General features: G+C 46.8%; 18 protein-coding genes. 7 read left to right on the top strand and 11 right to left on the bottom strand.

What is annotated here, in order from left to right; genetic code table 11:
• The first annotated feature begins 1 nt into the window (after position 1).
• Positions 2-898 (top strand): methyltransferase domain-containing protein, encoded by an 897-nt coding sequence (locus HFE64_10355; GenBank protein ID MCI8633864.1) that lies wholly within the window; start codon positions 2-4, stop codon positions 896-898.
• Positions 899-901: 3 nt separating this feature from the next.
• On the opposite strand, the gene HFE64_10350 is transcribed toward HFE64_10355, so the two are convergent.
• The 5 genes from HFE64_10350 to HFE64_10330 all read right to left on the bottom strand — a co-directional run bounded on the left by HFE64_10350 (position 902) and on the right by HFE64_10330 (position 8,506).
• The gene (locus tag HFE64_10350; protein MCI8633863.1) at positions 902-3,484 is read right to left on the bottom strand and encodes a hypothetical protein; all 2,583 of its coding nucleotides are present in this window, start codon (positions 3,482-3,484) and stop codon (positions 902-904) included.
• A gap of 63 nt (positions 3,485-3,547) precedes the next feature.
• On the bottom strand, positions 3,548-4,762 hold the full coding sequence (locus HFE64_10345; GenBank protein MCI8633862.1) for an RtcB family protein: 1,215 nt from the start codon (positions 4,760-4,762) through the stop codon (positions 3,548-3,550).
• Between the two features lie 29 nt (positions 4,763-4,791).
• Positions 4,792-5,892 carry a slipin family protein gene (locus HFE64_10340; GenBank protein ID MCI8633861.1) on the bottom strand — a complete coding sequence of 367 codons (1,101 nt, stop codon included), beginning with the start codon at positions 5,890-5,892 and terminating at the stop codon, positions 4,792-4,794.
• Positions 5,893-6,395: 503 nt separating this feature from the next.
• The gene (locus HFE64_10335; GenBank protein MCI8633860.1) at positions 6,396-7,307 is read right to left on the bottom strand and encodes a WYL domain-containing protein; all 912 of its coding nucleotides are present in this window, start codon (positions 7,305-7,307) and stop codon (positions 6,396-6,398) included.
• On the bottom strand, positions 7,304-8,506 hold the full coding sequence (locus HFE64_10330) for a WYL domain-containing protein (GenBank protein ID MCI8633859.1): 1,203 nt from the start codon (positions 8,504-8,506) through the stop codon (positions 7,304-7,306). The genes HFE64_10335 and HFE64_10330 overlap by 4 nt, the downstream gene beginning before the upstream one ends.
• A gap of 315 nt (positions 8,507-8,821) precedes the next feature.
• Between HFE64_10330 and HFE64_10325 the strand changes: the two genes are divergently transcribed.
• Positions 8,822-9,385 carry a GrpB family protein gene (locus HFE64_10325; protein MCI8633858.1) on the top strand — a complete coding sequence of 188 codons (564 nt, stop codon included), beginning with the start codon at positions 8,822-8,824 and terminating at the stop codon, positions 9,383-9,385.
• Between the two features lie 253 nt (positions 9,386-9,638).
• Here HFE64_10325 and HFE64_10320 read toward each other — a convergent pair whose 3' ends face one another.
• Positions 9,639-12,164 (bottom strand): heavy metal translocating P-type ATPase, encoded by a 2,526-nt coding sequence (locus HFE64_10320; protein ID MCI8633857.1) that lies wholly within the window; start codon positions 12,162-12,164, stop codon positions 9,639-9,641.
• A gap of 517 nt (positions 12,165-12,681) precedes the next feature.
• Between HFE64_10320 and HFE64_10315 the strand changes: the two genes are divergently transcribed.
• From HFE64_10315 to HFE64_10300, 4 genes are all read left to right on the top strand, one after another.
• A complete protein-coding gene (locus HFE64_10315) occupies positions 12,682-13,233 on the top strand; it encodes a GNAT family N-acetyltransferase (protein MCI8633856.1) in 552 nt (183 codons plus the stop codon).
• 102 nt (positions 13,234-13,335) lie between these two features.
• A complete protein-coding gene (locus HFE64_10310; protein MCI8633855.1) occupies positions 13,336-17,223 on the top strand; it encodes an isopeptide-forming domain-containing fimbrial protein in 3,888 nt (1,295 codons plus the stop codon).
• Between the two features lie 249 nt (positions 17,224-17,472).
• Positions 17,473-20,073: a response regulator gene (locus HFE64_10305; GenBank protein MCI8633854.1), complete on the top strand. Its 2,601-nt coding sequence runs from the start codon at positions 17,473-17,475 to the stop codon at positions 20,071-20,073.
• 77 nt (positions 20,074-20,150) lie between these two features.
• The gene (locus HFE64_10300; GenBank protein ID MCI8633853.1) at positions 20,151-21,404 is read left to right on the top strand and encodes an extracellular solute-binding protein; all 1,254 of its coding nucleotides are present in this window, start codon (positions 20,151-20,153) and stop codon (positions 21,402-21,404) included.
• 129 nt (positions 21,405-21,533) lie between these two features.
• On the opposite strand, the gene HFE64_10295 is transcribed toward HFE64_10300, so the two are convergent.
• From HFE64_10295 to HFE64_10285, 3 genes are all read right to left on the bottom strand, one after another.
• A complete protein-coding gene (locus HFE64_10295) occupies positions 21,534-22,772 on the bottom strand; it encodes a M20/M25/M40 family metallo-hydrolase (GenBank protein MCI8633852.1) in 1,239 nt (412 codons plus the stop codon).
• Positions 22,773-22,800: 28 nt separating this feature from the next.
• The gene (locus tag HFE64_10290) at positions 22,801-23,064 is read right to left on the bottom strand and encodes a metal-sensing transcriptional repressor (protein MCI8633851.1); all 264 of its coding nucleotides are present in this window, start codon (positions 23,062-23,064) and stop codon (positions 22,801-22,803) included.
• Between the two features lie 93 nt (positions 23,065-23,157).
• Positions 23,158-23,925, bottom strand: a complete 768-nt coding sequence (locus HFE64_10285; GenBank protein ID MCI8633850.1) for an HAD family phosphatase — start codon at positions 23,923-23,925, stop codon at positions 23,158-23,160.
• Positions 23,926-24,007: 82 nt separating this feature from the next.
• On the opposite strand from HFE64_10285, the gene HFE64_10280 reads away from it, so the two are divergent.
• A complete protein-coding gene (locus HFE64_10280) occupies positions 24,008-24,361 on the top strand; it encodes a DUF550 domain-containing protein (GenBank protein MCI8633849.1) in 354 nt (117 codons plus the stop codon).
• Here the strand turns inward: HFE64_10280 and HFE64_10275 are convergent.
• Together HFE64_10275 and HFE64_10270 are read right to left on the bottom strand one after the other, a co-directional pair.
• A complete protein-coding gene (locus HFE64_10275) occupies positions 24,358-24,894 on the bottom strand; it encodes a cysteine hydrolase (GenBank protein MCI8633848.1) in 537 nt (178 codons plus the stop codon). The genes HFE64_10280 and HFE64_10275 overlap by 4 nt on opposite strands.
• A 12-nt stretch (positions 24,895-24,906) precedes the next feature.
• The gene (locus HFE64_10270; protein ID MCI8633847.1) at positions 24,907-25,713 is read right to left on the bottom strand and encodes an alpha/beta hydrolase; all 807 of its coding nucleotides are present in this window, start codon (positions 25,711-25,713) and stop codon (positions 24,907-24,909) included.
• Positions 25,714-25,716 lie beyond the last annotated feature (3 nt).

Here is a 25,716-nt window from a genome sequence, read left to right as displayed (position 1 = left end):
TATGCCCGATAAAGGAGAACTGGAAAGTCATCGGGAGGAAACCTTCATCGATGATATCATTCAAAAGAGTCATATTGAAAAAGAATTGCTGTCTCATTTGGAGGGAATCAAAACGGTATTTGACGGCGGAGCCGGCTGCGGCCGCTTTTCGATTCTTTTGGCCAAGCAGGGCTGCCAGGTCACGCATTTTGATATTTCGCAGCCGATGATCGATAAGGCCAAGGAGCTGGCGGCTAAGGAAGGCGTATGCGATAAAATTACGTTTGTAAAAGGGGCGCTGGAGGATCTGAAGGCGTTTGAAGATAAAGCCTTTGACATGGTTATTTCCTTTGATGCGCCGATTTCCTATACGTATCCCAAACAGGAGCAGGTAATCGGTGAGCTCATCCGCATTTGCCGCAAGCGGATTATGCTCAGTGTGTCGAGCCGGCTAGGATATCTTCCCTATCTGGCCAATCCAATCCAAAAAAATCAGTTTATACTGGATGAAACCTGCACTGACCCATTTGTTCAATGGTGTATCGAGAACAGGACCGCGGCCATCGACTCCTTTTGCTTCCGGAAAGAAGCCGTTATGAAGCTGCAGCAAGAAGGGCTTATGGGCGGAGAAGCAGAAATTGCGGAATATGAAGCCGGCGGTACGCCTTGGTGCATTACCTATACCTTTATGCCGGATGAGCTGGAGGGTATCTTAAAGAGGCACGGCGTTAGTCATATTAAGCTGGCAGGCCCCGGTGCGTATGCCAGAACAATGCCGAATGAGCTGCTGGTCAAGATCATGAAGGATCCGGCGCAGCGCCGTGATTTTCTGGAGTTTTGCCATCAGTATGATTCAAATCCATATGTATGCGGCATGGGCAAAGACAATCTGTTTGCCAGAGGAGAGCTGGAGGCATAAATTTTATTTAGCGCTCCAGAGCATGCCGATAGCCTCCAGCGCTGCGCTTTGTTCTGCCGGCAGTCTGCCTTTGGCATAGCTTACACGAAAGACATTGATCCATTTGCCCAGCCTCTGTCCATTTTCGGTATAGGACTGAGGAATTTGCAGGTGCCCGTGTTTTTGATAATAAGCAGTCAGGTAAGCCAGCTTGCGCTGGAACCTGGCTGCTTGATTGCTACTTGGCAAGCCGATCTGCGTGAGACATTTAATCCGGTCAGCAGAAAGCGTACCAGCGACCATTTGCTGCCGCATGCGCTGTGCCCATAGACCGAGCGGCTCATCGTCTTCTATGCCTTCATCGATCGGAACAATGCAGTGCCCGTTTTTTTCAGCAAAGCAGCGCAGCTTATCGCACATGGCGTTGAAATGGGCTTCTGTATAGTAGTCAAGGTTGATTCCGATTGCGCGAAGAAGAGCCAGCTTTTCTTGGGATAACCGCCCTTTGCGGCCGCGTTTGATCTGATCCTGAATCCAGTAGTAGCATCTGCGCTCCTCTTTAGAGCTGTCTTTGCGCAGATGAGCAGGGCCGTACGCCTGCAAATAGCTTCGCACCTCTTGATAGGCGCGTTTCCAGTCGTCTTCCTTGCAGTTCCATCGGATGCCCAGCGCTTCCAGCTTCTGTATACGTTCCTGAGGCAGCCTGCCGCGGCGATACAGCTTTCGCTGATCGCCGAGCCATTCGCCCAGATTATAGCCGTTTACCTGATAGCCATAGGGAACATTGCTATGGCCGTGCTGAGCACGAAAAGCTGCTACATCTGCGCATTTTTGATTCCAGATATCGTTTAAAATGCCTTCCGGTCTGCTGTCGGTGCATGCAGGACATCTGCGACCGGTGCTGGTAAAGTAAACCGGCGATACTAAATATTCTAAACCGCAGGTATTATGCCGCAGTCTGATGGGCGTAAAAGCCGTTTGATATTCATCCAGCACACTGTATTCATCTCCCACCAGTTCATATACCTGCCGTACAAACTCTTCCGGAGTCTTTTTGCGGCAAGGACTGATACAGATGTGCTGGCGCCCTTTTAAAATGCTATTAGCCGTGGTCCACCACAGCTGATTGCAGTGACGGCAGCGAAATGCGTTTGGCTTGCCAAATCCTTGAAACGGAAGTCCTGCATAGGGATAGCCTCTGCGCTCAAATTCGGGCAGCAGAGAGAAAAATTTCTCTTTACTCTGCTGCTGCCTGGAAATGCTTGGTTTTTTAGGTTTAGCGCGTTGCCGGCGGGCGCAGGCAGTGCATCCGCGCTTGAGCAGTTCATTTGAGGTTTTGTGAAAAACCTGTCCGCATAGCTTGTGCCGAATCTTTAGCGGCGTGCGGCAGTTGGAATAGAGACTGAGAATTTCGTATTCGTCTCCATATTTGTTTAAAAGCTTTTGCTGAAGAGCCTCCAGCTTTTGGCACCGGGGGCAGCGATCGTTTTCCGGCAGTGCACTTGTGAATGCTTGGCCGCAGGTTTTACATAATAAAGTAAAGCGAAGGTGAGCGGCCTTGGCGCGTTCCCTTTGCTCAGCCTGTTTTTGCTCTTTTGCTTTTTGCTGCGCTATGCGCAGCTGTTTTTGTTCCTCTCTGCGCAGCAGCTGCGGAGTTATGCCGTCATAAAGACCGTCTTTTTGTGCTTTGCGGAGCTTGGAGCACACAGTAGAGGGGTTCATATGGACGATTTCACCGATCTGTTTTTGGGTATAGCCCTGCTTGCTGAGCTGTATCATTTGCAGGATGACAGATTGATTGGCGCTTTGGCGCACTGCATGCCAATCGACTGTTTCGAGGGGATAAAGGCATAGCTTTTGAATAATTTCCCTGCGGATCCAATTGGGGTCGGAGCGGCGGCAGTCCAGCGCGATATACTGCAGCCCGAGTATTTGCACCGCGTAGCGTGCTTTTTCTGCATCGGTTTGCTGGATTTGCTCCAAGGTCTGACCGCCGAAGCGCTCAAAGGCGCCGGGCTCATAATGCTGCTGCCCATGGGTTTCGATGACTAGCCTATGCGCTGGGTCGTAAAAATCATATTTGTAATGGGTGCGGCGCTGATTTCTGGTAAATCTGACGGTGTATTGGTGCATGAAAGGGATCTGCAGCTGCTCGAAAAATGCGGTGACGTAGCGCTCCGGATAGCTGACTCCATTGGAACAATAGGGGCAAGGTACCTGCCGACGCTTGTAAACGTTGTTAATGCTTTTGCCGCGGACAATTTTGCCGCACTGCGGGCAGTAAAAATCTGCTTGATCGTGGCTTCCGTGCGGATGTGTGCGCGGAATCGTTTGATCGACGAACCAGGAGGCAAATGCAGGATCTGTTTCGATAATGACAGGGTGATTGCACTTTTTGCAGGTTTTGAGCCTGCCGGCTTTTAGGTAAGCTTCTTTAACTGTGTACTGATGTCCTTTTTTGCATTGGAGTGTATACTGCTTTCGGAATACGTGATTGGAATAGGTACGGCTTCTGTCTATGACGGTCATGGTGCCGTGCTGCGTTGCGAAGGTGTCGCCGATTTGGTATAGATAGGGGCGGTGCTTGGTGATGTCATTGTCTTGCATGGGGACCTCGGATGAAGTTGTTTTTGATCAGTATAACAGATGATAAGCGGAAAAGATAATGATTTATTCTGCTGCTTTAAAGTTATAGATTGGTTTCATATGGGCGATGATTTCTGCAGTGGGCTGAATGTTTGCGATGATCTCATCTATCTTTTTGTAAGCCATGGGAGACTCATCAAGAGTGGCCATATTGATGCAGGTAGAATAGATGCCTGCCATTTGCTTTGTATACTCTTCCATTGTGAGTTTCTCAAATGCGGCGGTGCGTGACATCAGGCGACCAGCGCCGTGAGGAGCTGAATAATTCCAGTCGGCATTCCCTTTGCCGATACATAAGAGGCTGCCATCACGCATATTGATGGGAATTAAAAGCTTTTGACCTGCATTTGCACACACAGAGCCCTTGCGGAGAATCATCTCATCGACATCAATATAATTGTGGATAGTGTGGAATGCTTCCAATGCCTCTATTCCGGTTTTTTGAAGTAATATTTCAGCCATTTTCTCGCGGCTGCGATTTGCAAACTGCTGGCAGATATTGATATCATGCAAGTAATCCTTCATAAACTCACCATAGAGATAGCAAAGCTCCGGAGGCATAGTGGGCTGTGTTTTCTTCCACTGCTTTGCCAGCTGCTTTAAGGCAGATTGGATTTCACTTTTATGGCCCTGCTCTTTATAGGTACGAATGATTTCATCGCGCATTCGGAAATACTCTTCTTTGCCAAGGTCCAGATCAATTGCAATGCCCTGATAAATAGAAGCAACCTGAGTGCCCAGATTGCGGCTGCCAGAATGGATGATTAAATATTTGTTTCCCTCTGGATCGATATCAATTTCGATAAAGTGATTGCCGCCGCCTAAGGTGCCAAGGCTTCGCTCTAGTCTTTTGCTATTTTTAAGGCTTCTATAGCATCTAAGCTGTGTTAAATCAAATCTCTCTTGCCTGCCTTCCCAAACATTTCTGCCGCAGGGGATAGAGTGGGCGGCCTTATCAAACTCGGCTAGATCTATATCGATCTTGCCTAAGCTAACGGTATACATCCCGCATCCGATATCCACGCCAACCATGTTGGGAACGACTTTGTCTACGATAGTCATGGTAGTGCCGATGGTACATCCTTTACCGGCATGGACATCGGGCATAATGCAAAGCTTAGAGTTTTTAAAAGCCTCTTCATTGCATATCAATTCTATCTGAGAGTAAGCCGCGGGCTCAATTTCGCTTGTATAGCATATGGCAGTATTAAACTTTCCTTTTATTTCTATCATAATAATCTCCATTTCAAGACGCTTTAACGCGGTATTTATGTAGTTCCCTTTAAAATGCCTGCAAGCTGTGCCAGCACATTTTCATTACCATTTAGATTAATGTTACCCACATTATCACAAATACGCTCAATGTATTCCAGCTCTTTAAGCTTATATAGGGTCTGATTTTCGTCCATCAGCTTGGCGGTATTCAGCAAAGATCTGGTGGAGGCAACTTCCTCGCGCCGCGTAATCACATTTGCTTGGGCGCGTTTCTCTGCGACAAGCACAGTATTCATGATCTCACGAATTTCACCGGGAAGAATAATATCCTTTACGCCGGCATCCGTAATCTCAACGAATAATTCTTTTTCTTTGACTTTCAATTTTTCAAAGACAAACGCTGACATTTGAGATTTGTTTTCCAAAATCTCATCAAGCTTATGCCTACCAACATACTCGCGGATTGCAAGCTGGGCGGCCACATGTATTTGCTCAGAAAAGTTATCGATTTCCGTCATGATTTTCACATAATCGGTTATGCGGTAATTGCAGATAAAGTTAATCCGCAAAGAAACCTTATCCTGCGTTAAGATCTCTTGCCCGGTGATATTCATCTGTGTGAGCCTCATATCCACAAAACCGACGTCAATCTTAATACCGTTTTTCCAAAAATAATAGGTGCCGGCATCCAGAATTTTGACAAGTCTCTGATTAAAATAGAGTCTTGCCTTCTGATATTCTAAAACTTCCACTTTGGTATAGTAAGCGGTAGGAATTTTGGAGAAGATATATTCTGGAATTTCTGCCGATACTTCTGGAGTAGAGATATCTACAATTTGATACTCATGCTGATCGAGCTGCGACCAAAATGCGTATTTGCCATGACGTAAAATAGAAGTAAACTTTCCATTTACGAAATGAAGAGCTAGCTCTTGGTCTGCTACTTCGAGGATGGATACAGCATTGGAAACATTGCTGTCATTTAAAAGGATATCTAATGTACAATAGTTTGAAGCAATGGGCTCATCTAAATTTAAGATTTCGATCTCTTTTCCGCCATGAACTAAGTATTTGCCAGGTGTAAGCAGCTTTACGTACTTTCCGTTTTTGAACAGCAATCCTCTTTGCTTTTCGTTAATGATTATTTTTTTCATATTATGTAAATCCTCCTAAAGGGTTAGAATGCGATGCAATTGCTCATGAGCTTCCTGCGGCCGAGAATTTAAGTGATCGCACATATAAACGGAAAGAAAACTTTTGGCCTATATGTTTAATAAACGGTATCCATTCTCGATCAAGGCAAGAAGTACATTGCTGATGTGACAAACGCATTCTGTCATTCAGCCGGGCAATTGCAGTTTTTTTGTGTGCTTCTGCACACGATCATCTGTGCCGTTTTCGGCAGTTACCAAACCGCTGGCGATATGCTAAAAGGCATACGGCGGGATTTGAACCCGCGATAAATGGACCAGACAGGTCCTGAGTTGCCTCTTGGGTCTTGAGGCTATTGTTAAGAAACAAGAGATTCTTCCGGCATACACATCGGCAGAGCCTTGTGCACCGCAGTGAAAGATATTTCAAACACACGCTTGAAGTAACCTTGTAAGCATATTTTACCAATATATAATTTAATTAACACGGAAAAAAAGCTGCGAGCTCATTCGAGTTCACAGCTTTTTTGACTTTTAAGGCGGTCAATGATTAAATTTCTAAAGCTTTGCGGCTCTATTACTTCAACCATAGGTCCAAAGCTCAGGATGCGAATTACCATTTCTGTCTCATCTGTTTTACTATATTTAATATGAACCAGATATCTTTTTTGGTCGATTCGTTCTACTTGTTTTTCAAAATGAGCAAAATGTAATAAGCTTCTCTCAAGTGCGTTACGCTCGTCGAGAACACGCAGCGTCAAAGATTCTTTTGATACTACCGAAAAACGATGCGGGGGAAACGTAGCCATGTTGCATTTTTCGCATGCTGTGATACGGGCCAGATTGACGGTGCCACCATAACGGCATCCGGTACTAATCAGGCGAAATTTATCATCTTTTTCGGAATACTCCAAGCGCTGTGGCATGACCGTCATGGAAAGGAAATTGCCTATGCGATTAACCATCTGTATTTTAAGAGGCCGCTTTTCATTTAATGCTGACAAAATGATGTGAAACCGGTTAATATAGCCCTCTTCTTCATAGGGATCTCCGTCGTTATATTGATCATAGATGCAATAATCTTCTGCAGTAAATAGCGGCTCAATATTTTCGAGTCCCTTAAATTCTATTCCAAACAGCTTTATGCGTGGATCAAGAGAAATTGCCTTTAGCCATTGCTTTTGCATGAGCGTTAAAGGCAGTGTAGGCTCATGACGTAACGGAGTGGTCATATCTGATTTTAAAAGCTGCCATTTTTCATTTTTGAGGGAGGGTAATACGGTAAGCATGCTTTCAGCAAAAGCCGTTTCGTTTACTATTTTGGTAATGTTTTTTTCGCTTAAATTGTTGTTAAGTATACTCGTGATAATTTTGGCGACGGCATTATAATAGGCCGAGTAGATTTCGTTGAATATCATATATCTGCCTCCTCAAGACCGTACATACGATACATTTCTTTAATATCGCTTTTAAATTGTTTCTCAAGGGTTTGGTTGGAAAAGGTTAACTGGGTTATTCTGCAAATAAAAGTACGTATCCACGGTATGATCTCACTTGTATCGTAGATATCAGCAGTAAAACGATATGTATTGCTATCGAGCTTTTCAACCTGTCCGATTCGTTTTTCACGTTCCAATCGATGAATAATATGGTTTTCATTGTCAGAGATCTTAACGGTAAATGTAACGTGTTGGGTATTTTCATGATGGTTCCAGTTTCTCTTTGCCGTAACGCCCCACATTTTAGATTGCATATTGTCAAGCTCCTTTCGGAGTTCATTAAACCGAGGCGTTGGCTCTATGATTTTTACATCTGACAAATAATCAATACGGAAGGATTTAATTGTATTAGAATCAGGCTCATAGGCAAGAAGGTGTTGTCTGCCGTTTTGAACACTGATAAAAATGCGCAGTGGAATCAGCCTCACTTGTCTGGTTTCGTTGATATGTCGGCTCATGTTGTTTACGGTGATGATACTTTTTTCTCGCATTGCTTTAAATAGCATGGCCAGCACATCGCTGTCCAGGGCAGATGTGATGTAATGATGTTTAAAGCCGAAAACATGATTTGTGTTCTTTTGCTTATCGAGCAAAAATGATCCGATAACACCGCAAGGGGCAATTTCAGAGTAAAAATTAAGAACATCCGTCATATCAGGCAGGGCAATATCTTCTGCTCGGCGGTACATCATTTTTCTTCCGACCTTTTCTCCGATGATCATATCTTGCTTGATATATTCTTTAAGTTTTTTTCTTATGGTAGATTCATCAAATACCATCGGATTTTCAAAATTGGATAAATACTCGTCGATTTGTTTGAGAATCTCTGGTAACGAAAGAATGATGGAGGGTGAGTATAGAATATCAAAAATAATAAAGTGCAGTGTAATATCTCCATCGGTAAAGCTTTTGGCTTTAAACGCTTTATAAAAAGGATTGTGGGTTGAAACCCGGCTGTCGATAGAAATGAATACGTTTTTTCCCTCTGGCGTATGCACAAAGCTCATGTGATCACCGAGCCAGCTTTCTATTCTGCGGCGTTCATCATCATAAGAACGGGAGCTTTTTTTATTGTATTCATCACGGCTTTTAAATCCGTATACATAAAATTCACGCATGTAACTTCGTATTTTCTCAAAATTTTTTATTAGCTCACTATATGAAGACATTTTGTTTCCTCTTATTTATATTTTCTTTTATGGAAGGTATCAACTAAAAAAAGGACTGATGCAGTTTTACATTGACAGTCCTGTTGATCCATGCTTGACATTGAGGTTACAATTCCTTAGCTCTATAGTATATTCTCTATATCTTTGATTTTAGGCTGAAATCCATCTACTATCCTATCAAAAATCTAAATAAAAGTCTAGTCTTTTTTTCCCTCTCTGCTACAATAAAGGAGAAGATTAATGAACAAGGAGGAAAATTCAATCATGAGAGCAGAAGAGAAAATCGGCTTAAAAAGAGGCACCGTAGCGCTGCTGCCGCATCAGGCGGTGTGGCAGCGGAATGCCGAAAATACCATTAAAATGCTGAAGGAGCTTTTAGGAGAGGGAGCTGTAGATATTCAGCATGTCGGGAGCACCGCCATCCTGGCAATCCATGCCAAACCGATTATTGATATTGCAGTGGGCATTCGGAAAATGGAAGATATTGTGCCTTATATTGATATGTTGGCGCAGCATGACATAATTGACCGAGGAGAGGATGTATCAGGGCAGCGGCTATTTGTCATGGGTGATTTTGAAAACGATACCCGTACGCATCATATCCATGTTGTTAGATACAGTAGTACAGAGTGGAGACATTATATCAATTTCAGAGATTATTTGAATGCATACCCGGAAAGGGCGATGCTGTATGATGCCTGCAAGCAGAACTTAGCGCAGCAGTTCGCAGATGACCGCGGACATTACACAGAGGGAAAACAAGAGCTCATCACCCAGCTTCTGCAAGAAGCAGATGTATGGCAAAGGCGGCAAGGCAGCTTAGAGTAATCAAGGTTTTGAGCCGCCTTACGAGTTTGCCGCTTTGCAGCAAACTCCGGCATCGTCATGATGTTGAAAAGGCGGCAAGAGAGTTTAGGGTAATCAAGGTCCTGAGCCGCCTTAGGAGTTTGCTGCCTTGCAGCAAACTCCGACATTACCATGATATAAAAGAGAGGGGTCTATCAGAGAACATACCACTGTAGTTCTCTGATAGACCCCTCTCTTAGTTAATACCACCGTAGTTCTATGATGCACACCTTTTTTAACTAATACTTACCACTTCGTATCCGGCATCTACAATAGCTTTGGTCAGTGTCTCCTTGGAAACATCCTTGGACAGGGTGACATATGCAGCCTTATCCTCTAAGCTTACTTGTGCCTCTACGCCGTCAATGGCATTTAAAGCCTTGCTGACAGCACCGGTGCAGTGATTGCACATCATACCTTCAATAGAAATTTTCATTGTAAAATCCTCCTTGTTTTGTGTTTGAGATGAAGTTATATGAACAGCCGCCGCGGGGACGGATGCCTTGCTGGGTTTGAAAAATTTGAGACGCAGTGCATTGGAGACTACGCATACGCTGCTGAGACTCATGGCAGCAGCGCCAAACATGGGGCTTAACTTAAGGCCGAAGGGAATAAACAGAAGGCCTGCTGCCAAAGGAATGCCGATGCTATTATAAAAGAAAGCCCAGAAAAGGTTTTCCTTAATGTTGCGCAGAACAGCTTTGCTCAGCTGTACAGCGGTAACAGCATCCATGAGGTCGCTCTTCATCAGTACGATATCGGCGCTTTCCATGGCTACATCTGTACCGGCTCCGATGGCGATGCCGACATCTGCCCGGGCAAGAGCCGGTGCATCGTTAATCCCGTCGCCGATCATGGCCGTGCAATGGCCCTGCTGCTGCAGGCGGGCAATTTCCTGCTCCTTATCCTGAGGCAGCACCTCCGCTATGACAGAAGGAATATCCAGCTGACGGCGAATGGCTTCTGCGGTGCGCTGATTATCGCCGGTGAGCATAACCACCTGAATGCCCATTTCCTTAAAGCGCCGGATGGCCTCTTGACTAGTGGGCTTTACCACATCGCTGACGGCGATGATGCCCAGATATTGACCGCTTCCGGCAAAGATGAGCGGGGTTTTGCCTTCATCCGCCAAACGGATCAGATCCTGCTCCGCTGAGGAAATATCGATTTGCTGTTCCTGCATGAGGGCCCGATTGCCGGCATAATAGAGAACGCCGTCAATTGTTCCGCGCACGCCGCGGCCGGAAATGGCTTCAAAATCCTGTACAGAGGGCAGAGTCAGCGCCTCAGCCTGCTTTAGAATAGCCTCGGCAAGAGGGTGTTCGCTCTGCTTCTCTAATGCGGCGGCAATGGTGAGCAGCTCCTCGGAGGGCAAGGTAGATACAATATCTGTAACCTGCGGACGGCCTTCGGTGATCGTCCCGGTCTTATCCATAACAACGGTATCGATGCTGTGCGCTGTTTCCAGTGCTTCACCGGATTTGATGAGAATCCCGTTTTCGGCGCCCTTTCCGGTGCCGACCATGATTGCTACAGGGGTAGCCAAGCCAAGCGCGCAGGGACAAGAGACGACGAGCACGGCGATGCCGATAGACATAGCGAATTCAAAGGAATATCCCATCAGCAGCCAAATGATCGTCGCAATAAGGGCAATTGCCATCACAATGGGGACGAAGATGCCGGCGATTTTGTCGGCAATTTTGGCGATGGGCGCCTTGCTGGAGCTCGCTTCCTCTACCAGACGGATGATCTGGGCGAGAGTCGTGTCATCGCCTACCTTAGTGGCACGGAATTTGAAAAATCCGGTTTTATTGATGGTAGCGGATACTACTGTGTCGCCGGGCCCCTTTTCCACCGGAATGCTTTCGCCGGTGATGGCAGCCTCATCCAGACTGGAAGAGCCTTCTAAGATTACACCGTCCACAGGGATTCGGCTTCCCGGTTTGACAAGTACGATATCGCCGGAGACGACCTCTGCGGAAGGAATCTCAATCTGAACGCCGTCGCGCTCGACCAAAGCAGTTTCGGGAGCCAGGTCCATCAGTTTGGAAATGGCCTCGCCGGTTTTGCCCTTGGAACGTGCTTCCAGGGTCTTGCCGAGGGTGATCAGTGCCAGAATCATGGCTGCGGATTCAAAGTAAAGATCCATATGGTACTGATGCACAAGCTCCATATTCTGCGTACCAAGCCCATAGCCGATGCGGTAGATGGCAAACACACCATAGATCAGGGCAGCAGAGCTGCCAATAGCGATCAGGGTGTCCATATTGGGGGCGCCATGCAGCAGGGTTTTAAAGCCGACCTGATAATATTTACGGTTTACGTAAATGATAGGAAGGCAGAGTAAAAACTGGGTGAGGCCAAAGGCTACGGCATTCTCCATTCCGCTGAGAAAGCCGGGAAGCGGCAGGCCCATCATGGAGCCCATGGAAACATACATGAGTGGGATCAAAAAAGCGAAGGAGATGATGAGCCGGTGTTTCATGTTTTTGGCCTGATCGGCGAGCACATCAGGTTTTTGCGCCTTTGGCGCACTGCCTGTGGCAGAGGGCTTTTCAGGGAAAGCGCCATAGCCGGCTTCGGTGACGGCTGATATGATGGCGGAATCCTGCAGCATGGTTTCATCATAAACGACGCTCATACTGTTGGTCAGGAGATTGACGTTTACATCTTTCACGCCATCCAGCTTGCGTACGCATTTGTCAACGCGAGCTGAACAGGCTGAACAGGTCATGCCGGTGATGGTATACTTTTCTTTCATAGAAGAAAGCTCCTTTATTTAAGATAGACACCCCTGGGGGGTATAGGGGCATTATAGCTTTTCTGGGAATGTTTGTCAAGGGGGAGAGTTTTGAATAAGGCTTGTCAAATAAAAAAGAAAAAGGTAAAATTCAACTATCCGCTACTAGTATGGAAGAAATTAGAAAATCTATGCGCATGATAAAGGGAATGCAGGCGGATTGTAAGTGGGTTATAGATGGATTGTAGGTGGGAGGTCCGTCCCCTTAAGCATAGAGGGTACGTTGCCGGTTGAGTTTAAATTGGAAAATAACAGATCAATTTCCAGAACGAATACGTTAGATGTTGATGATATGGAGAAAAATAACGTATCTTAAGAGGATTTTTGCAAGTTGAAAAGGCTACGCAGGAAGAGCATTAACGGTGAAGGCAGCGTTTTTAGTAGTTAAAATGAAAGAAGTAAAGCTGGCTCAACGTGCTAACGGGTTAGAAGATGCGTCCCCATGGTGGCTAAAAAGATGATTAAGGAGGATAAGATCATGAAACACTGCGGAACAAAACCATTAGAAACGGATAGATTAATATTAAGAAGATATGTAGCTAAAGATGCTCTGGCAATGTATAAAAATTGGGCATCGGACGGGGAAGTCACTAAATTTCTAATGTGGCCAACGCATTTAAGTCAAAAGGTGAGTCAAAGTGTAACGGAAGATTGGGTCAAACAGTATTCTAATGAAAGTTATTATCATTGGGCTATTGTTTTGAAAGACAATGGGGATGAACCGATTGGCGATATTGCTGTGGTAGATATGAACGAGAAAATTTCAATGGTGCATATCGGTTATTGTCTTGGAAGAGCATGGTGGCATAAAGGAATTACATCAGAAGCCCTCCAGGCGGTTATGGACTTTTTGTTTGATGTAGTCAAGGTAAATCGAATTGAATCAAGACATGATCCAAGAAATCCCAACTCCGGGAAGGTAATGAAAAAATGCGGAATGAAATATGAAGGAACATTACGTAGTTCTGATTGGAATAATCAAGGAATCTGTGATGCTTGCTACTATGCATTGCTAAAATCAGAACGCTAATTTTTATTGACAATAAGGAAGGCATAGTAGTATATTGAAGTATAATATCGTTGGTAAATATAGATAGTATCTGACAATTTAAACTCGGAGGAAGAGCAATCTATGAGGACAAAGAAAAAGCAGATCTCCGTACTGTTTATGGCCTTGCTGCTAGTGATGAGCGCCATATGGAGCGGTCTAACATCCTTTAAAGTGCAGGATGCCTCGGCAGCGGCAGCCTCGGCTGATCCAAGCGTGTGGCAAACGCATGTGGATGCATTCAAATGGAAAACGGATCTGGATGCGTCGGTAGTTATTCCGTGGGATGGAACCAGAGAAGCGCCGACAGAGACGGTAACGCTGCAAAATAATGCAGGACAGGACGTAACAGCATATAAGATATATAATGCAAAGCAGCTTGATTATGCTTTGGCACAGCAGTGGAACGTGCAGCTGCAGCAGGACATTGATCTAAATGGACAGGCCCAAAACTGGGCAACCAAAGTCATTGGCGCGGCAGGCGTGGTCATTGATGGTAATGGTCATACTGTTTATAATATGCATAATGTGGGCGGCTATGGATTTTTACAATCAGGAACTGATATTCGAGTAGAAAATTTGAGTCTTAAAAACGCCCGGGTAGATAATGCTGCCGCCTATGCCGGCATTATGATCGGACAGTTTGCAACCGGCCGGATTGAGAGATGCTCTGTAGAGGACTCTATCATATCCGCTGCCGGCAGTGTTATAGGCGGGTTTGCATGCGGACGCGACAGTGAAGGGGTGCTGGCTCATAATAAATTTGTAGATCACTGCTTTACCAGAAATGTAAATATGACAAGCGCTGCTTGCTCCAGCATGTTTGCTGAATGCTTCTGGAACGGAGATATTACGAATTGCTATGCGGTTGACGGCAGTATCATTGTGAGCGGAGGACATTCCGGCGGCTTTACCTCATGCTCCCGCAACTGTTATTACGAGAATTGCTATACCAATATAGAGGTATATGGAAACACACAAACCGGTGTTTTTTGCGGTATTGCCCATCAGGGAACGCATACCTTTAAGAATTGTTATGCGGCCGGTAAAATAGAAGGCACCAACACAATCGGCGGATTTATCGCGGCAACCGATACAGGAGCTGTTATAATTGAAAACTGCTATTCTACTTCCATGGTAGGAATGATGAGCGGCGGCAGCAATATGGGCGGCTTTGCCGGGCTTGGAAACAACATAACTTTTACCAATTGCTATGCGGCCGGTGAGGTCGGAACCTTGAAGTCAGCTGCAGATGGTACACCGCTGGATGATGCAGGCAATCGGTTGACAGCCAATCAGGTGAGCGGTTTTTGCGGCAACAATGCTGGCTCCTATCACAATTGTTATTATGATAAGCAGACTACAGCTATGTGTGATTGGGGAGAGCGAGAGGGTGTAAAGGGATTGCTTACCAAGGAGCTGATCGCCCAGAACCTAGGTGACCAGTGGACTATGTCCTCTGGCGGCTACCCAGAGCTGATCGTATTTGCAGAGTCAGGGAATATGGTGGATCGGGCCTGTTCAGAGGCCTCTGTAGGAACGGTACATTTATATGTCAGTGAAGATGGGAGCGAATATGATACGGTAAGACGGATTCGCTATGTATTTCCTTTAACTAGTAACGCCAATAGCGGAAAAGCGGATTTTTATATTGACTGGGAGAATTATGAGGGTGGCGGCAGATACCCCAATAAAAGTCCCCTTTTAGAGGGAGACGTCCCCATTATTCAGCTGGCCGACCAGGGCAGTGCTGATAATGTTTCAGCAGTAGCGCCGGGAGTAGGCTGGCTGCAGATTAACGCAGCAACGGGGGATGCCACCGGTACGCGGCGCCTGCGCCTTGTGCCGACAACCGCGATTGCTATGTCATCGTCAGGAAATGCTGTTGTAGGAGCAGATGCTGTCATCTATACCGTGCCCCAAAATCCGGAAAATGGATACCGGCCCCTGCCGGATGCCGACACACAGTATGATCATCGGGAAGGCATTAGCTTTGTTACCACCGATGCATTTAAGCTAAATGGATTTATTATGGATAATTCCGGTATCTCCTTGGAGGAAAAGCTGGAAAAATATCAGATCAAGGCACAGCCCTTCCCAGAGAATGCTACGGAAGAAATCGTAGAAGACGGCGTGGTACTCCAGTATGAACTGGGAAGCGCATATAGTGACGATGTGATTGATATCAGGCTGGAGCGTCAGAAAGAGGATGGAAGCTACACCTCGGCCTTATGGACGCCTTCACTGGTAAAGCTTGTGCTTAAGCAGAGAACAGCTGTGCCAGGTTCGGAGGATCTGGGAGTATACAGGTTAACCTATGAATGGATAGACGGCGCTGCTAAAACTATAAAAGCACAGGGAAGCAAGCTGCTTTCTGTTTTAGAGCCGGCTTCTGTTATCTATCACTGGAATGACGGAACGGAGAATCTTTATCATACGGATCCTGGCGCCTATCGCGTGGGTGAATCCGTACAGGATAATATGCCGGAAGATCCTTCTCGCACGGGCTATGACTTCTCAGGATGGGTGCTGAAAAGTCCGGAAGAAATGCAAAGAGGACAGACCTCCTTTACGAAAGATACTCCCTTACAATCTGGAAAAAACCATGCATATGCTATGTGGACAGCGCATCAGCATACTGTGACAGTCAAAGACAGAGATCCGCAGGATCCGGATCAGCCGCCATTGGGAGAGACAGATATAGCATATGGAACTCCCTTATTGGATGAGCTTAAAAAGCTGCCCATCAATTCGGACGGACATGAGGGAGAGGATGGACCGATCGGCTGGACAACCGATCCGGATAGCTGGATTCCTGATATAGACCAAACGACAACGCTGCCAGATCACGATCTGAGCGTATATCCGGTATGGAGCGCTTCGCCGGCCGTTAAGAAAACCGTGCAGAACGAGACGCATGCATCCGGAGAAAATAATGTGGGAGATGTGTTATTTTATACGATAGAAGCAAGCAATCAGGCAAAGGATTCTGCATGGCGTGAGGTCATCCTATGTGACAGACTGCCGCAGGGCTTGACGTTCATTAAGGGATCAGCTCAGCTTATCAGACCCGATGGCAGCCGTATGCCATTGAGCGACGAGACAGTATACGATGCAGAGGAACATAAAATTGAATATAAGCTGGCAGCCGTTTATGGAGAAGAGACCTATATATTAGCTTTTGAGGCTGCTATCAATGAAAAAGCCATTGATCCAGCTCAAACAGAAGAAGGAGGAGCCAATCGAGACATTAGCAACCGCGTGCAGGTCATCAGTAAAAACTCAGACGGCAAAGAGCTCCCGGATATGGAGACGGAGCCCGTTACGCCCAACCCAGATGAAGAAAATCAGCTGCCGGGGCAGGTAACGCCTTATGATCCGCAGCCGGTGATTGAAAAACGCGTAGCCAACGAGACGCATCCGGACGGACCTTTGTGGACAAAGGATACGCTAGTGTATACCATCATCGTAGAAAACCAAAGAGATAATTCAGCGTGGATGAGTGTAGTAGTCAAGGATGAACTGCCGCAGGGCATTGAATTAGTTCCGGGAAGCATTTTCCTGAAAACGCCCAACGGAGAAGAAATATCTCTGTTAGATACCGAGGCTTATGACGCTCAAAATCACGCGATTGTATATCCGATAGGCAATATATACGGAAAAGAAACGTATACGCTTATATTTAGAGCGCAAGTTAAAGAAGAGATGGCAGCTCTTTCACCACAGCAAAATCCGGGAATTGGAAACGTGGCATCAGCAGAAGGAGCTAACCCGCATGGCGGGAAAGAAAGGGTAGAGACTCCCGATCCGGTATATCCTCCGGGAGGCGGAAGAGGAGAAACGATTCATAAGGGCAGTGCAGCTCCAACAGGGGATGATGCGCAGATTACTTTATATGTTGGCATCCTGAGCGCCGCCATTATCCTCCTATGCATACTTCTTATTTGTTGGAAAAAGCGGCACAAGCAATAAGCATAAAAATGGTGGACGTAAAAAGGTTCCTGATAATGAGTGGAAAAATCGCTTAAACCTCATGGTCTAAGCGGTTTTTCTTTGTATGACGGGCCTTTTTTACAGTCCCTTTGTAAGCAATCTAAAAATACGAGTTGAATACAAAGACTCAAAAATAAATTGCTATGTAGTTCTGTTTGTTATATAATTAAACAAAATTTTAGGTAAGGCCGGCTGCCGTGCAAGCGATAAAAACTTTGGTGAATGTGTATGAAAAGAAAAAATCATAAAAGCGGTGCGAACAAAGGGGTTTCGTTGCTTTTTTCGACGTTGTTTATTTTTTGTATTCTTGGAGTTTCCGTATTTTCTGTTTCGCAAAAAATATCAAAAGAGATGTCTGAATCAGCAGTCCAGAATCTGAATGAGAGTCTGGACCTAATTCAGTGTACCATAGAGTCAGTTTTGAAGCAGGAGGCAGAGTTTCAGAGGCTGATGGCGCAGGAGATCGCCCTGCAGGAAGAGCCGGAGGCATATATCGCTTCTTATCAGAAAAATCAAACGATGGTAAAAATTTCATACATCAAAAAAGGCAAAACAGAAGGAATTTCCAGTACAGGCGAAGCTTTTTTTGAAGAGGGGCTGGATTTTTCAGGAGGCATGATAGAAGGGCTGGCAGTCTCTCATTCTTATATCAATTATATGGGAACATGGGCCTATACTCTCAAATGTCCTGTGGTGAAGAATGAACAGGAAATCGGAATGCTGTATGTAGAGTATACGTATGATACTCTCGATAAATTGCTTCCTCAGGGATTCTACGGCAAGCAGGCTATGCTTTATGTTATGGATTCGACGACAGAAAGATTTGTACTAAAGCCAAAAGGAATGGGAGAGCGCAATGCAGGTCATCTGAATCTGGAAGATTTTTACAGGGCAAATGGCATTCAGGATGAGGCGCTTCTTGTGAAAGTAGAGGAATGCTTGCGAAATAAAGAAAACATTATGTTCTATCATGATATACAAGGAAAAAATGCACTGAGTTACATGTGGAGCGTCAATGGCGGTACGATTTATTTAGTTGGGTATGTACCGATTGAAGCCATTCAGCGGGAAGGCAAGAGCGTAAATCAAAATATTCTAATTGTCGTAGTTGTCATGCTGACTGCATTTTTCCTTTGCTGCGCTCTGTATTATTTTAATCAGAGGCAGCAAAGAAAAATTGGGCAGGAGCGAGAGGCAGAACGGGAACTACATAACAAACAGCTGGCAGAGGCGCTGCATGCGGCGCAGCTGGCGAGTAACTCTAAAACTATGTTTCTTTCTAATATGTCGCATGATATCCGCACGCCGATGAACGCAGTTCTCGGTTTTACCACTTTACTTGCAAAGGATGCTGAAAATCCAGATAAGGTGCGCGAGTATACGAAAAAAATTATGGCATCGGGACAGCATCTGCTCAACTTGATTAACGATATTTTGGATGTTTCCAAGATTGAGAGCGGAAAAGTGGTTCTCACAGTAGAGGAATTTACGCTCAATGACTTGGTATCCTCTGTCGATGCAATCATTCGTCCGATGGCGAGCGCGAAAGCGCAGGAATTTCATGTGGAAGTGAAGGATATTAAGCATGAGTGTTTGTTAGGGGATGAAACAAGAATCAATCAAATTTTGATCAACCTTCTTTCTAATGCTGTTAAATATACGCCGGAGGGAGGACATATCTGGTTTAGGATCATCGGCCTGAAGCAGCGCTCCAGTCAGTTTGAACATATCCGGATTGAGGTGGAGGATGACGGATATGGGATGACAGAGGAATATCTGAAAACAATTTTTGATGCGTTCACAAGAGCAGAGAACAGTACAACTAATAAGGTTCAGGGAACAGGCCTCGGTATGGCGATCACTAAAAATATCGTTGAGCTTATGGGAGGCACCATTGATGTTTTCAGCGAAGTTAATAAGGGAAGTCTGTTTAGGGTAGAGCTGGAATTTCGTATACCGGAAGAGCAGGCAGATAAGCTATTTTGGAAGAGTAGCGGGATATCGCGGATTCTTTTTGTGGGCGATGATTGGCAGGAAGGTAAAAATGTTCGCATGCTTATGGCGGATATGGGCATTGAGGTGGATATCGCGCCGGACGAGAAGAATGCCCTATGTCTGTTGCAGGAATCTCAGAATGCATCAAAAATGTATCAGCTGGTGCTGGTGGATGCAAACGTGCCTGCTATGAATGAGGTTCAGACAATAGAGCAAATGAGAAATTTTTTGCCTTCCCATGTGCCCGTTCTTTTTATGGCGGAGCATGAGGCAGAAAAGATGAACCATATAGAAGAAGCGCTTTTGTTCAGGCATGCAGGGGTTCTTGCAAAACCATTTTTCATATCTGCCTTAAAGGAAAAGGTGGTAAAAATGCAGGCAAAAGAATCAGGGGAAAACAGAACGCCGGAAGCAGAAGAAGCGAGCCTGAAAGGACTGCATTTTCTAGCGGCGGAAGATAATGAAATCAATGCGGAGATATTGCTGGAGATTCTGGAAATAGAAGGTGCAAGCTGCGAAATTGTCGAAAACGGCAGATTGGCGGCGGAACGCTTTGCAAGCAGTGAAGAGGGAGAGTTCGATGCCATTCTTATGGATGTTCAAATGCCAGTGATGAATGGGCATGACGCAACGAGGACAATCAGAGCGATGACGCGGAAGGATGCAGGGGCAATACCGATTATCGCTATGACGGCAAACGCTTTTGCGGAAGATGAGAGAGAAGCCCTGAATGCCGGAATGAATGCCCATCTTGCAAAGCCAATCGATATAACCCTGCTAAAGCAAGTAATTAAAAGATGTATACATGGAAAAGCAAATCAAGAGATTCAATAAGGAGCCATCGAAAAGTGATAATAAAAAAAGAGAGAAGGAATGATTTTAGAAAAGCAGCAACGATATTTTTAGCAGCGATGCTTTTGATAGTAACAGCCTGTGGAAATCAGGAAGGGTTCAATCAAGCGACATCGAAGGAGACTGAAAAGCGGGTCGTAACTCTGTACAGTCCTATGGAAAAAACAAATCCGGGTACGGAAAATGTGGCGAGAAGCGCTTCAGATAAAACAATCGTCATGGCAGAGGAACGGCTTGGCGTATCCGTTGACTATATCACATATACGGCAGAAAATTACCAGGATAAAACCTACGATGATGTAGCACTGGATCGGGCCCGCAATAATATGGATGATCTCTATCTGCTGAATCCGGATGTAATTAAGATTCTGGGAGACGAAGGAAGACTGATGGATCTATCAGGTCTTGCATGTGCAGAGAATCTGCGCGATGTTGTAAAAACGGCCAATACAATCAACGGAAAGCTGGTGGCCATTCCGCAGGAGGTGGTGGCCTACGGTCTGTTTATCAACAAAGACATGTTTGATCAGTATCATCTGGAGCTCCCGGAAACCCCGGAGGAGTTTTTGGAATGCTGCCGAGTATTCAAAAAGAATGGAATCGAAACACCGGTGGGGGCAAACCGCTGGTGGCTGGAGACCTTTGTTTTAGCGCAGGCCTATGCCGATTTGTATAATGGGGGCAACACGGAAGCGGAGATTGCAGCGCTCAATAATGGAACGAGCAAATACAGCGACTATATGCGCCCCGGATTTGAATTTCTTCAGAAGATGATCGACTGCGGCTATATCGATGCAGAAAAGGCTCTAGTCAGCGAAGCCATCGAAGGGGAAGGAGCGGATTTCCTTGCAGGAAAAACCCCTATTGTCATGGCATACTGGGGCGCTGCCAATACGAATACCGCATATGGAGATCCAGATTTTCACATGCTCGTTATCGGTTTTCCAAGCAGCAGGGGGCAGATGCCCGTAATGCCAATGACGGGCTTTGGCGTTGGTGCGAATGCAGAGCATGCCGAGGACGCCATGCAGGTTATGGATGTGATTCTTTCAGACGAGGCCCTGCAGGTCTATGCGGAGACAAATAAAGTCATCTCACCGTCTAAAAATGTAGAAGTGGAATGTATTCCTGCATTAAAGCCATTGAACGACAGGATAGACGAGAACGTCTATGTTCTTGGAGCGAATGCTAATATGCAGCTGGAGCAGTGGGGCAATACCTGCCTCATCGTACGGGAGCTGCTAGGCGGCGCTACAGTGGATGAGTGCATGGCAGAATTTGACAGGCTTCAGGAAGAAACACTGACGAAGTAAGGGGATACCCGCCGCACAGCGGCAAAAAAGGGAAGCGATTCATCCATCCAATAGATTTTGTAAATTTATATATAGAAAAAGAGTGCGTTACCCAAACTGTAGGTGACGCACTCTTACTATGTTTGAATATTACCGATTTAAAAAGCGGTTCAGTTGGTTAGCAAATTCCTCAGGAATCTGGCGCGGGAACGGCATTACAGGGATCTGTGCCAAGCGGTCTGCAATGTAGCCCAGCAGCTGAGCGCTTCTCTGCAGCGACCAAGGAGAGATCAGATCAATGGTATCATGACGGGTATGCATACCGTAGCCGTCGCGGTTTAAGGTCATGGCGGGCACGCCCTTCCAGGCGAAGGAATTGGAGTCGCTACCCCAGATCTGGTTTTTGGTGCTCATGCCCATGCCAATCTCATGCGCCATATATTCGATCATGTGGCAGATGGCAGCATCGCCAGTTACGCCGACAACGGTACCGCCGATCAGCTGACCGGCCAGATCTACATTCATGTTAAACATATGGTGGGTAAGCTCGTTTTCATGAGTGATTACATAATTGCGGCTGCCGACAAGTCCCTTCTCTTCGGCGCCAAACCAGACGAATTCCAGCGTGCGGCGCGGCTGATGCGCTTTGAAGTAGCGGCAGAGCTCCATGATGATAGCGCAGCCGGCCATATTGTCATAAGCGCCCTTGCCGGCGGGCACGGAATCATAATGAGCCGTGAGCGTCAGGATTTCATCGGCAAGATCTGTGCCGGGAATACGGGCAATTACATTGCGGGAGGTCGCCTTGCCGCTCTGCTGTTTCAGCGTCAGGCGGGCCTTAGAGGCTCCGCGGGTCACGATTTTGGCGGCGTCAATATGGTGAAGAGCAGCACCCTGAATCGGTGTTTCCGCCATGGGCGGGAGCGCTCTGGCAGTCGGAACGCGGTCGACACCCTCATCGATCGGATCGCCGGTTACGGTAAGGAAGGCGACTGCGCCGGCTTTGACAAGCTTTTGATACATGTCCGGGCGCATGGGATTGTTGACCATTACGATCTTGCCGCGGGCATAGGAAAGGCTGATGTCGTCGCCGTTTTCTGCATAGAGGAAAGGCGCCTCGATGCCGCCGTCCGGCGTATCGCCGCAGCGGCCGTAGCCTGCAATGGTATAAGTCTTTTCATAGGGCTCGGTTACAGTGAAGGCAGCCTCCAGAATCTGGTAGGTATCGATTTCAAATTCCTCGGTATGGCTGTCTACGCCAAAGCCGGCCAGCTCCTGCTGGATGGTCTGTGCGGCCTGCAGCTCAGCCGGCGTGCCTGCTTCGCGGATGTAGTCGAACTGCTGCATGAAGGTCAGCTGGCGCTGCCCGCAAATTTCATTAAAATTCATAAGATGCTTCCTTTCTTTTATTGATCGGTCAGTGACTGAATTTATCAAGAATGTCCATGAGCTCGTCAATTTTTTCATCGCCGTTTTCGCTGGCGAGCGCATCGGCGATGCAGCCCTTCATGTGGGCGCGGATAATTTCTTTGTTGGCTCTTCTCAGGATTGCCTCGGTCGCCATGACCTGATGGGAGATATCCATGCAGTAGCGATCCTCCTCGATCATCTTCAGGATGCCGTCGATCTGGCCGCGGGCCGTTTTGAGAAGCCGGCTCACCTGAGCCTTGTCTGCCATCATGTGCATTCCTCCTTTATTCATAAGTTCGGCTGGAGCCGAACTTGTAGCGAAGCATAAGTATTTGAATAGCCGAAATATATCTAGCTGCGCTTATTATACTGAATTTTCCTTGAAAAAGCAAGATGAGCTGCTTGGGCATAGCGTATCCAGAAACTCTTGATACGTCTCGATTTGATAGTCGGCCAAGGAATCAATTTTAGCTTGATCGGGCTTGGCGTATGCGTCGTACACGTTCACAACCTCGATGCCCGCATTTTTGGCCGCCAGCACGCCCAGATAGGAATCCTCAAAAACCAGACACTCCTGCGGCGCGGCGTCAAAATGCGCCATCACCTTCTGATAGATTTCCGGATGCGGCTTTTTATGCACAATATCCTCTTTAGAAATGATCAGATCAAACATCTCGCCGAGCCTTGCCTTGCGGCGCAGATTGACATTCTCCTGCTCATAAATCTGCAATTGCACGCGCGTAGTCACAGTAGCAAGCGCCAGTCGCTTGCCGGCCTTCTTCAGCGCCTGCAGCACAAGCTCCGCCTGCGGCTTATAATCCACTTGCGTGCGCAGATACTGCCCGGAAATCTCCCAGCGCCGCGCCAGCATATCCGCCGGGTCTGCGGCCAGCGCATACTTTTCCTTTAGATAGGCACAGTAAGCCAGATAAATATCGGTATCTGCATGATGAGCCAAAAACGCATCACGCTCTTGCTGAATCTGCATAAGCGAAGGCGCGCAGGCGCCAAAATGACGCAGAAGCTGCTCATCGGTATGATTCCAGATGCCGATCGAATCGATCAAGGTGCCATCCATATCAAAGATGACGACAGATTTCGTGTTTAAGCAAAGCTTTTGCAGGGAATTCATAAAAATTCTCCTTGAAAAATGAAAGGGAGCTATATAAAATAAAAGAACCAACTACGATAATTACATAGGATAAGGAGAAGGCATGAGCGATTTAAAAATATCCGATATGCTAAACTATCAACGGGCGCTTTTGGAAAAGCATCCAGAGTGGAGCGCGCACACGCCGGAGCATGGCAGAAGCAGTCTTTTGTGGACGGTGGATGAGATTGGCGAGGTGATCGCCATCATTAAGAAAAAGGGCGAAAAGGATATCATGGAAAATGCGCATGTGCGCGCCCATTTTGTGGAAGAATGCAGTGACGTCATGATGTACTGGATCGATATGATGGACTGCTTTGGCATTACGCCGGAGGAGTTCAGCGAAGCCTATGAGAAAAAGGCTAAAAGCAATCTTAGCCGCACATGGGATGAGATCAAAGACATGTATGAAGATTAGTGCAAAGGTTCTTCATTTTCGATCTGGATCTGACAGGCCTTCATAGCTTGCAGAGCCGTCTGATGGCTTTGCGGCGTAACGCCGGCGCAGCAGGCGGCATCTACGATGATCTCTGCTTCCGGCAGAAAAGCCTTGAGGAGCAGAGCATTGGAAATTACACAGATATCTGTGCAGAGGCCAATCAAAGTAATGCTTTGAATGGTCTCTGTTTCGTTTAGTGCCTGTAGGCGAAGTGCCAGCTCAGAGGAGCCGAAGGTGATTTTGTTAATAGGCTCTTCTGTACACAGGGCGCTGAGCGCCGGATGAAGCTGCCAGCCGGCGGTGCCTTCCAGACAGTGCGGAACCGGCAGCTTCTTTCCTTCCTGGGTAGTAAGATAGTCCGCGTGGTGCGTATCTCTTGTGAAGAAGACCCTGCCGGAGAAGGAACGAATTTTGGACGCTGCGGCCGGGAGAATGGCCATGGCCTCTTTTGTGCCTAGGGCACCCTGGATAAAATCATTTTGCATGTCGACTACGATGAGAATGTTTTGCATGGGCTTATCTCCTTAAAGTGCATGAATAAATTCGATGGCCAGCTCCATCCACTTGGCAGCGTGGGGCTGGATCTGACGGTTATGGGCGGCGGTGAAGGCACTGCAGAGCGCAAGGCCGTGCTCGCCGTCGGGGAATAGGTGAAATTCGGTGCGAATGCCGGCTTTTTGCAGCGCGCTTAGAAAGAGCAGTGCATTTTCGACGGGCACTACGGGATCGGCCTGTGTGTGCCAGATGAAGGTGGGCGGCGTGTTTTCGGTGACGAAATTTTCGAGCGACTGCGAATCCTTTTCCGCTTCGTAGCGCTCGCCGAGTAGATTTTGCATGGATCCCTGATGCGCATACGGGCCGGAGGTGATAACGGGATAGCAAAGTATTTGACCGTTTGGTTTTAGAATGTCGCGCTTACAGCCTAGCGCCTCGCTGATTAGCGCACGATGCCAGAAGTTGCCGTAGCTGGCTGCCAGATGCCCGCCGGCGGAAAAGCCTGCCACGAGGATTTTGTTAGGATCACAGCCGTGCTCGGCAGCGGTTTCCCGTACGTAACGGACGGCAGCGGCAACCTCCAGCAAAGCGGTGGGAAAACGTGCCGGGGCGACGGAATAGCGCACGATGATGGCGTTGATGCCGGCAGCGTTAAACTGCAGGGCAATGGGCTCGGCCTCGCGGTCGCTGGTCATCTGATAGCCGCCGCCGGGACAGATGATGACGACGGGACGACCAGCTGAGGGGAGCTCCGGCGACTGGTCGATAAAATAAGTATAAAAAGCGGCATAGTCGGCAGAGCCGGGAGCCGATAATGGAACTTTTTTGTGAATCATGGG

The sequence above is a fragment of the Lachnospiraceae bacterium genome, from assembly GCA_022794035.1.
Lineage (GTDB): Bacteria > Bacillota > Clostridia > Lachnospirales > Bianqueaceae > CALWPV01.
This window is presented reverse-complemented; position numbering and strand designations above follow the sequence as displayed.

Coding starts and splice junctions, on each gene's coding strand:
- HFE64_10310 (MCI8633855.1), top strand. CDS start 13,336: ATGAGGACAAAGAAAAAGCAGATCTCCGTACTGTTTATGGCCTTGCTG.
- HFE64_10305 (MCI8633854.1), top strand. CDS start 17,473: ATGAAAAGAAAAAATCATAAAAGCGGTGCGAACAAAGGGGTTTCGTTG.
- HFE64_10325 (MCI8633858.1), top strand. CDS start 8,822: ATGAGAGCAGAAGAGAAAATCGGCTTAAAAAGAGGCACCGTAGCGCTG.
- HFE64_10350 (MCI8633863.1), bottom strand. CDS start 3,484: ATGCAAGACAATGACATCACCAAGCACCGCCCCTATCTATACCAAATC.
- HFE64_10355 (MCI8633864.1), top strand. CDS start 2: ATGCCCGATAAAGGAGAACTGGAAAGTCATCGGGAGGAAACCTTCATC.
- HFE64_10300 (MCI8633853.1), top strand. CDS start 20,151: ATGCTTTTGATAGTAACAGCCTGTGGAAATCAGGAAGGGTTCAATCAA.
- HFE64_10275 (MCI8633848.1), bottom strand. CDS start 24,894: ATGCAAAACATTCTCATCGTAGTCGACATGCAAAATGATTTTATCCAG.
- HFE64_10280 (MCI8633849.1), top strand. CDS start 24,008: ATGAGCGATTTAAAAATATCCGATATGCTAAACTATCAACGGGCGCTT.
- HFE64_10285 (MCI8633850.1), bottom strand. CDS start 23,925: ATGAATTCCCTGCAAAAGCTTTGCTTAAACACGAAATCTGTCGTCATC.
- HFE64_10330 (MCI8633859.1), bottom strand. CDS start 8,506: ATGCGTGAATTTTATGTATACGGATTTAAAAGCCGTGATGAATACAAT.
- HFE64_10270 (MCI8633847.1), bottom strand. CDS start 25,713: ATGATTCACAAAAAAGTTCCATTATCGGCTCCCGGCTCTGCCGACTAT.
- HFE64_10315 (MCI8633856.1), top strand. CDS start 12,682: ATGAAACACTGCGGAACAAAACCATTAGAAACGGATAGATTAATATTA.
- HFE64_10295 (MCI8633852.1), bottom strand. CDS start 22,772: ATGAATTTTAATGAAATTTGCGGGCAGCGCCAGCTGACCTTCATGCAG.
- HFE64_10290 (MCI8633851.1), bottom strand. CDS start 23,064: ATGATGGCAGACAAGGCTCAGGTGAGCCGGCTTCTCAAAACGGCCCGC.
- HFE64_10320 (MCI8633857.1), bottom strand. CDS start 12,164: ATGAAAGAAAAGTATACCATCACCGGCATGACCTGTTCAGCCTGTTCA.
- HFE64_10335 (MCI8633860.1), bottom strand. CDS start 7,307: ATGATATTCAACGAAATCTACTCGGCCTATTATAATGCCGTCGCCAAA.
- HFE64_10340 (MCI8633861.1), bottom strand. CDS start 5,892: ATGAAAAAAATAATCATTAACGAAAAGCAAAGAGGATTGCTGTTCAAA.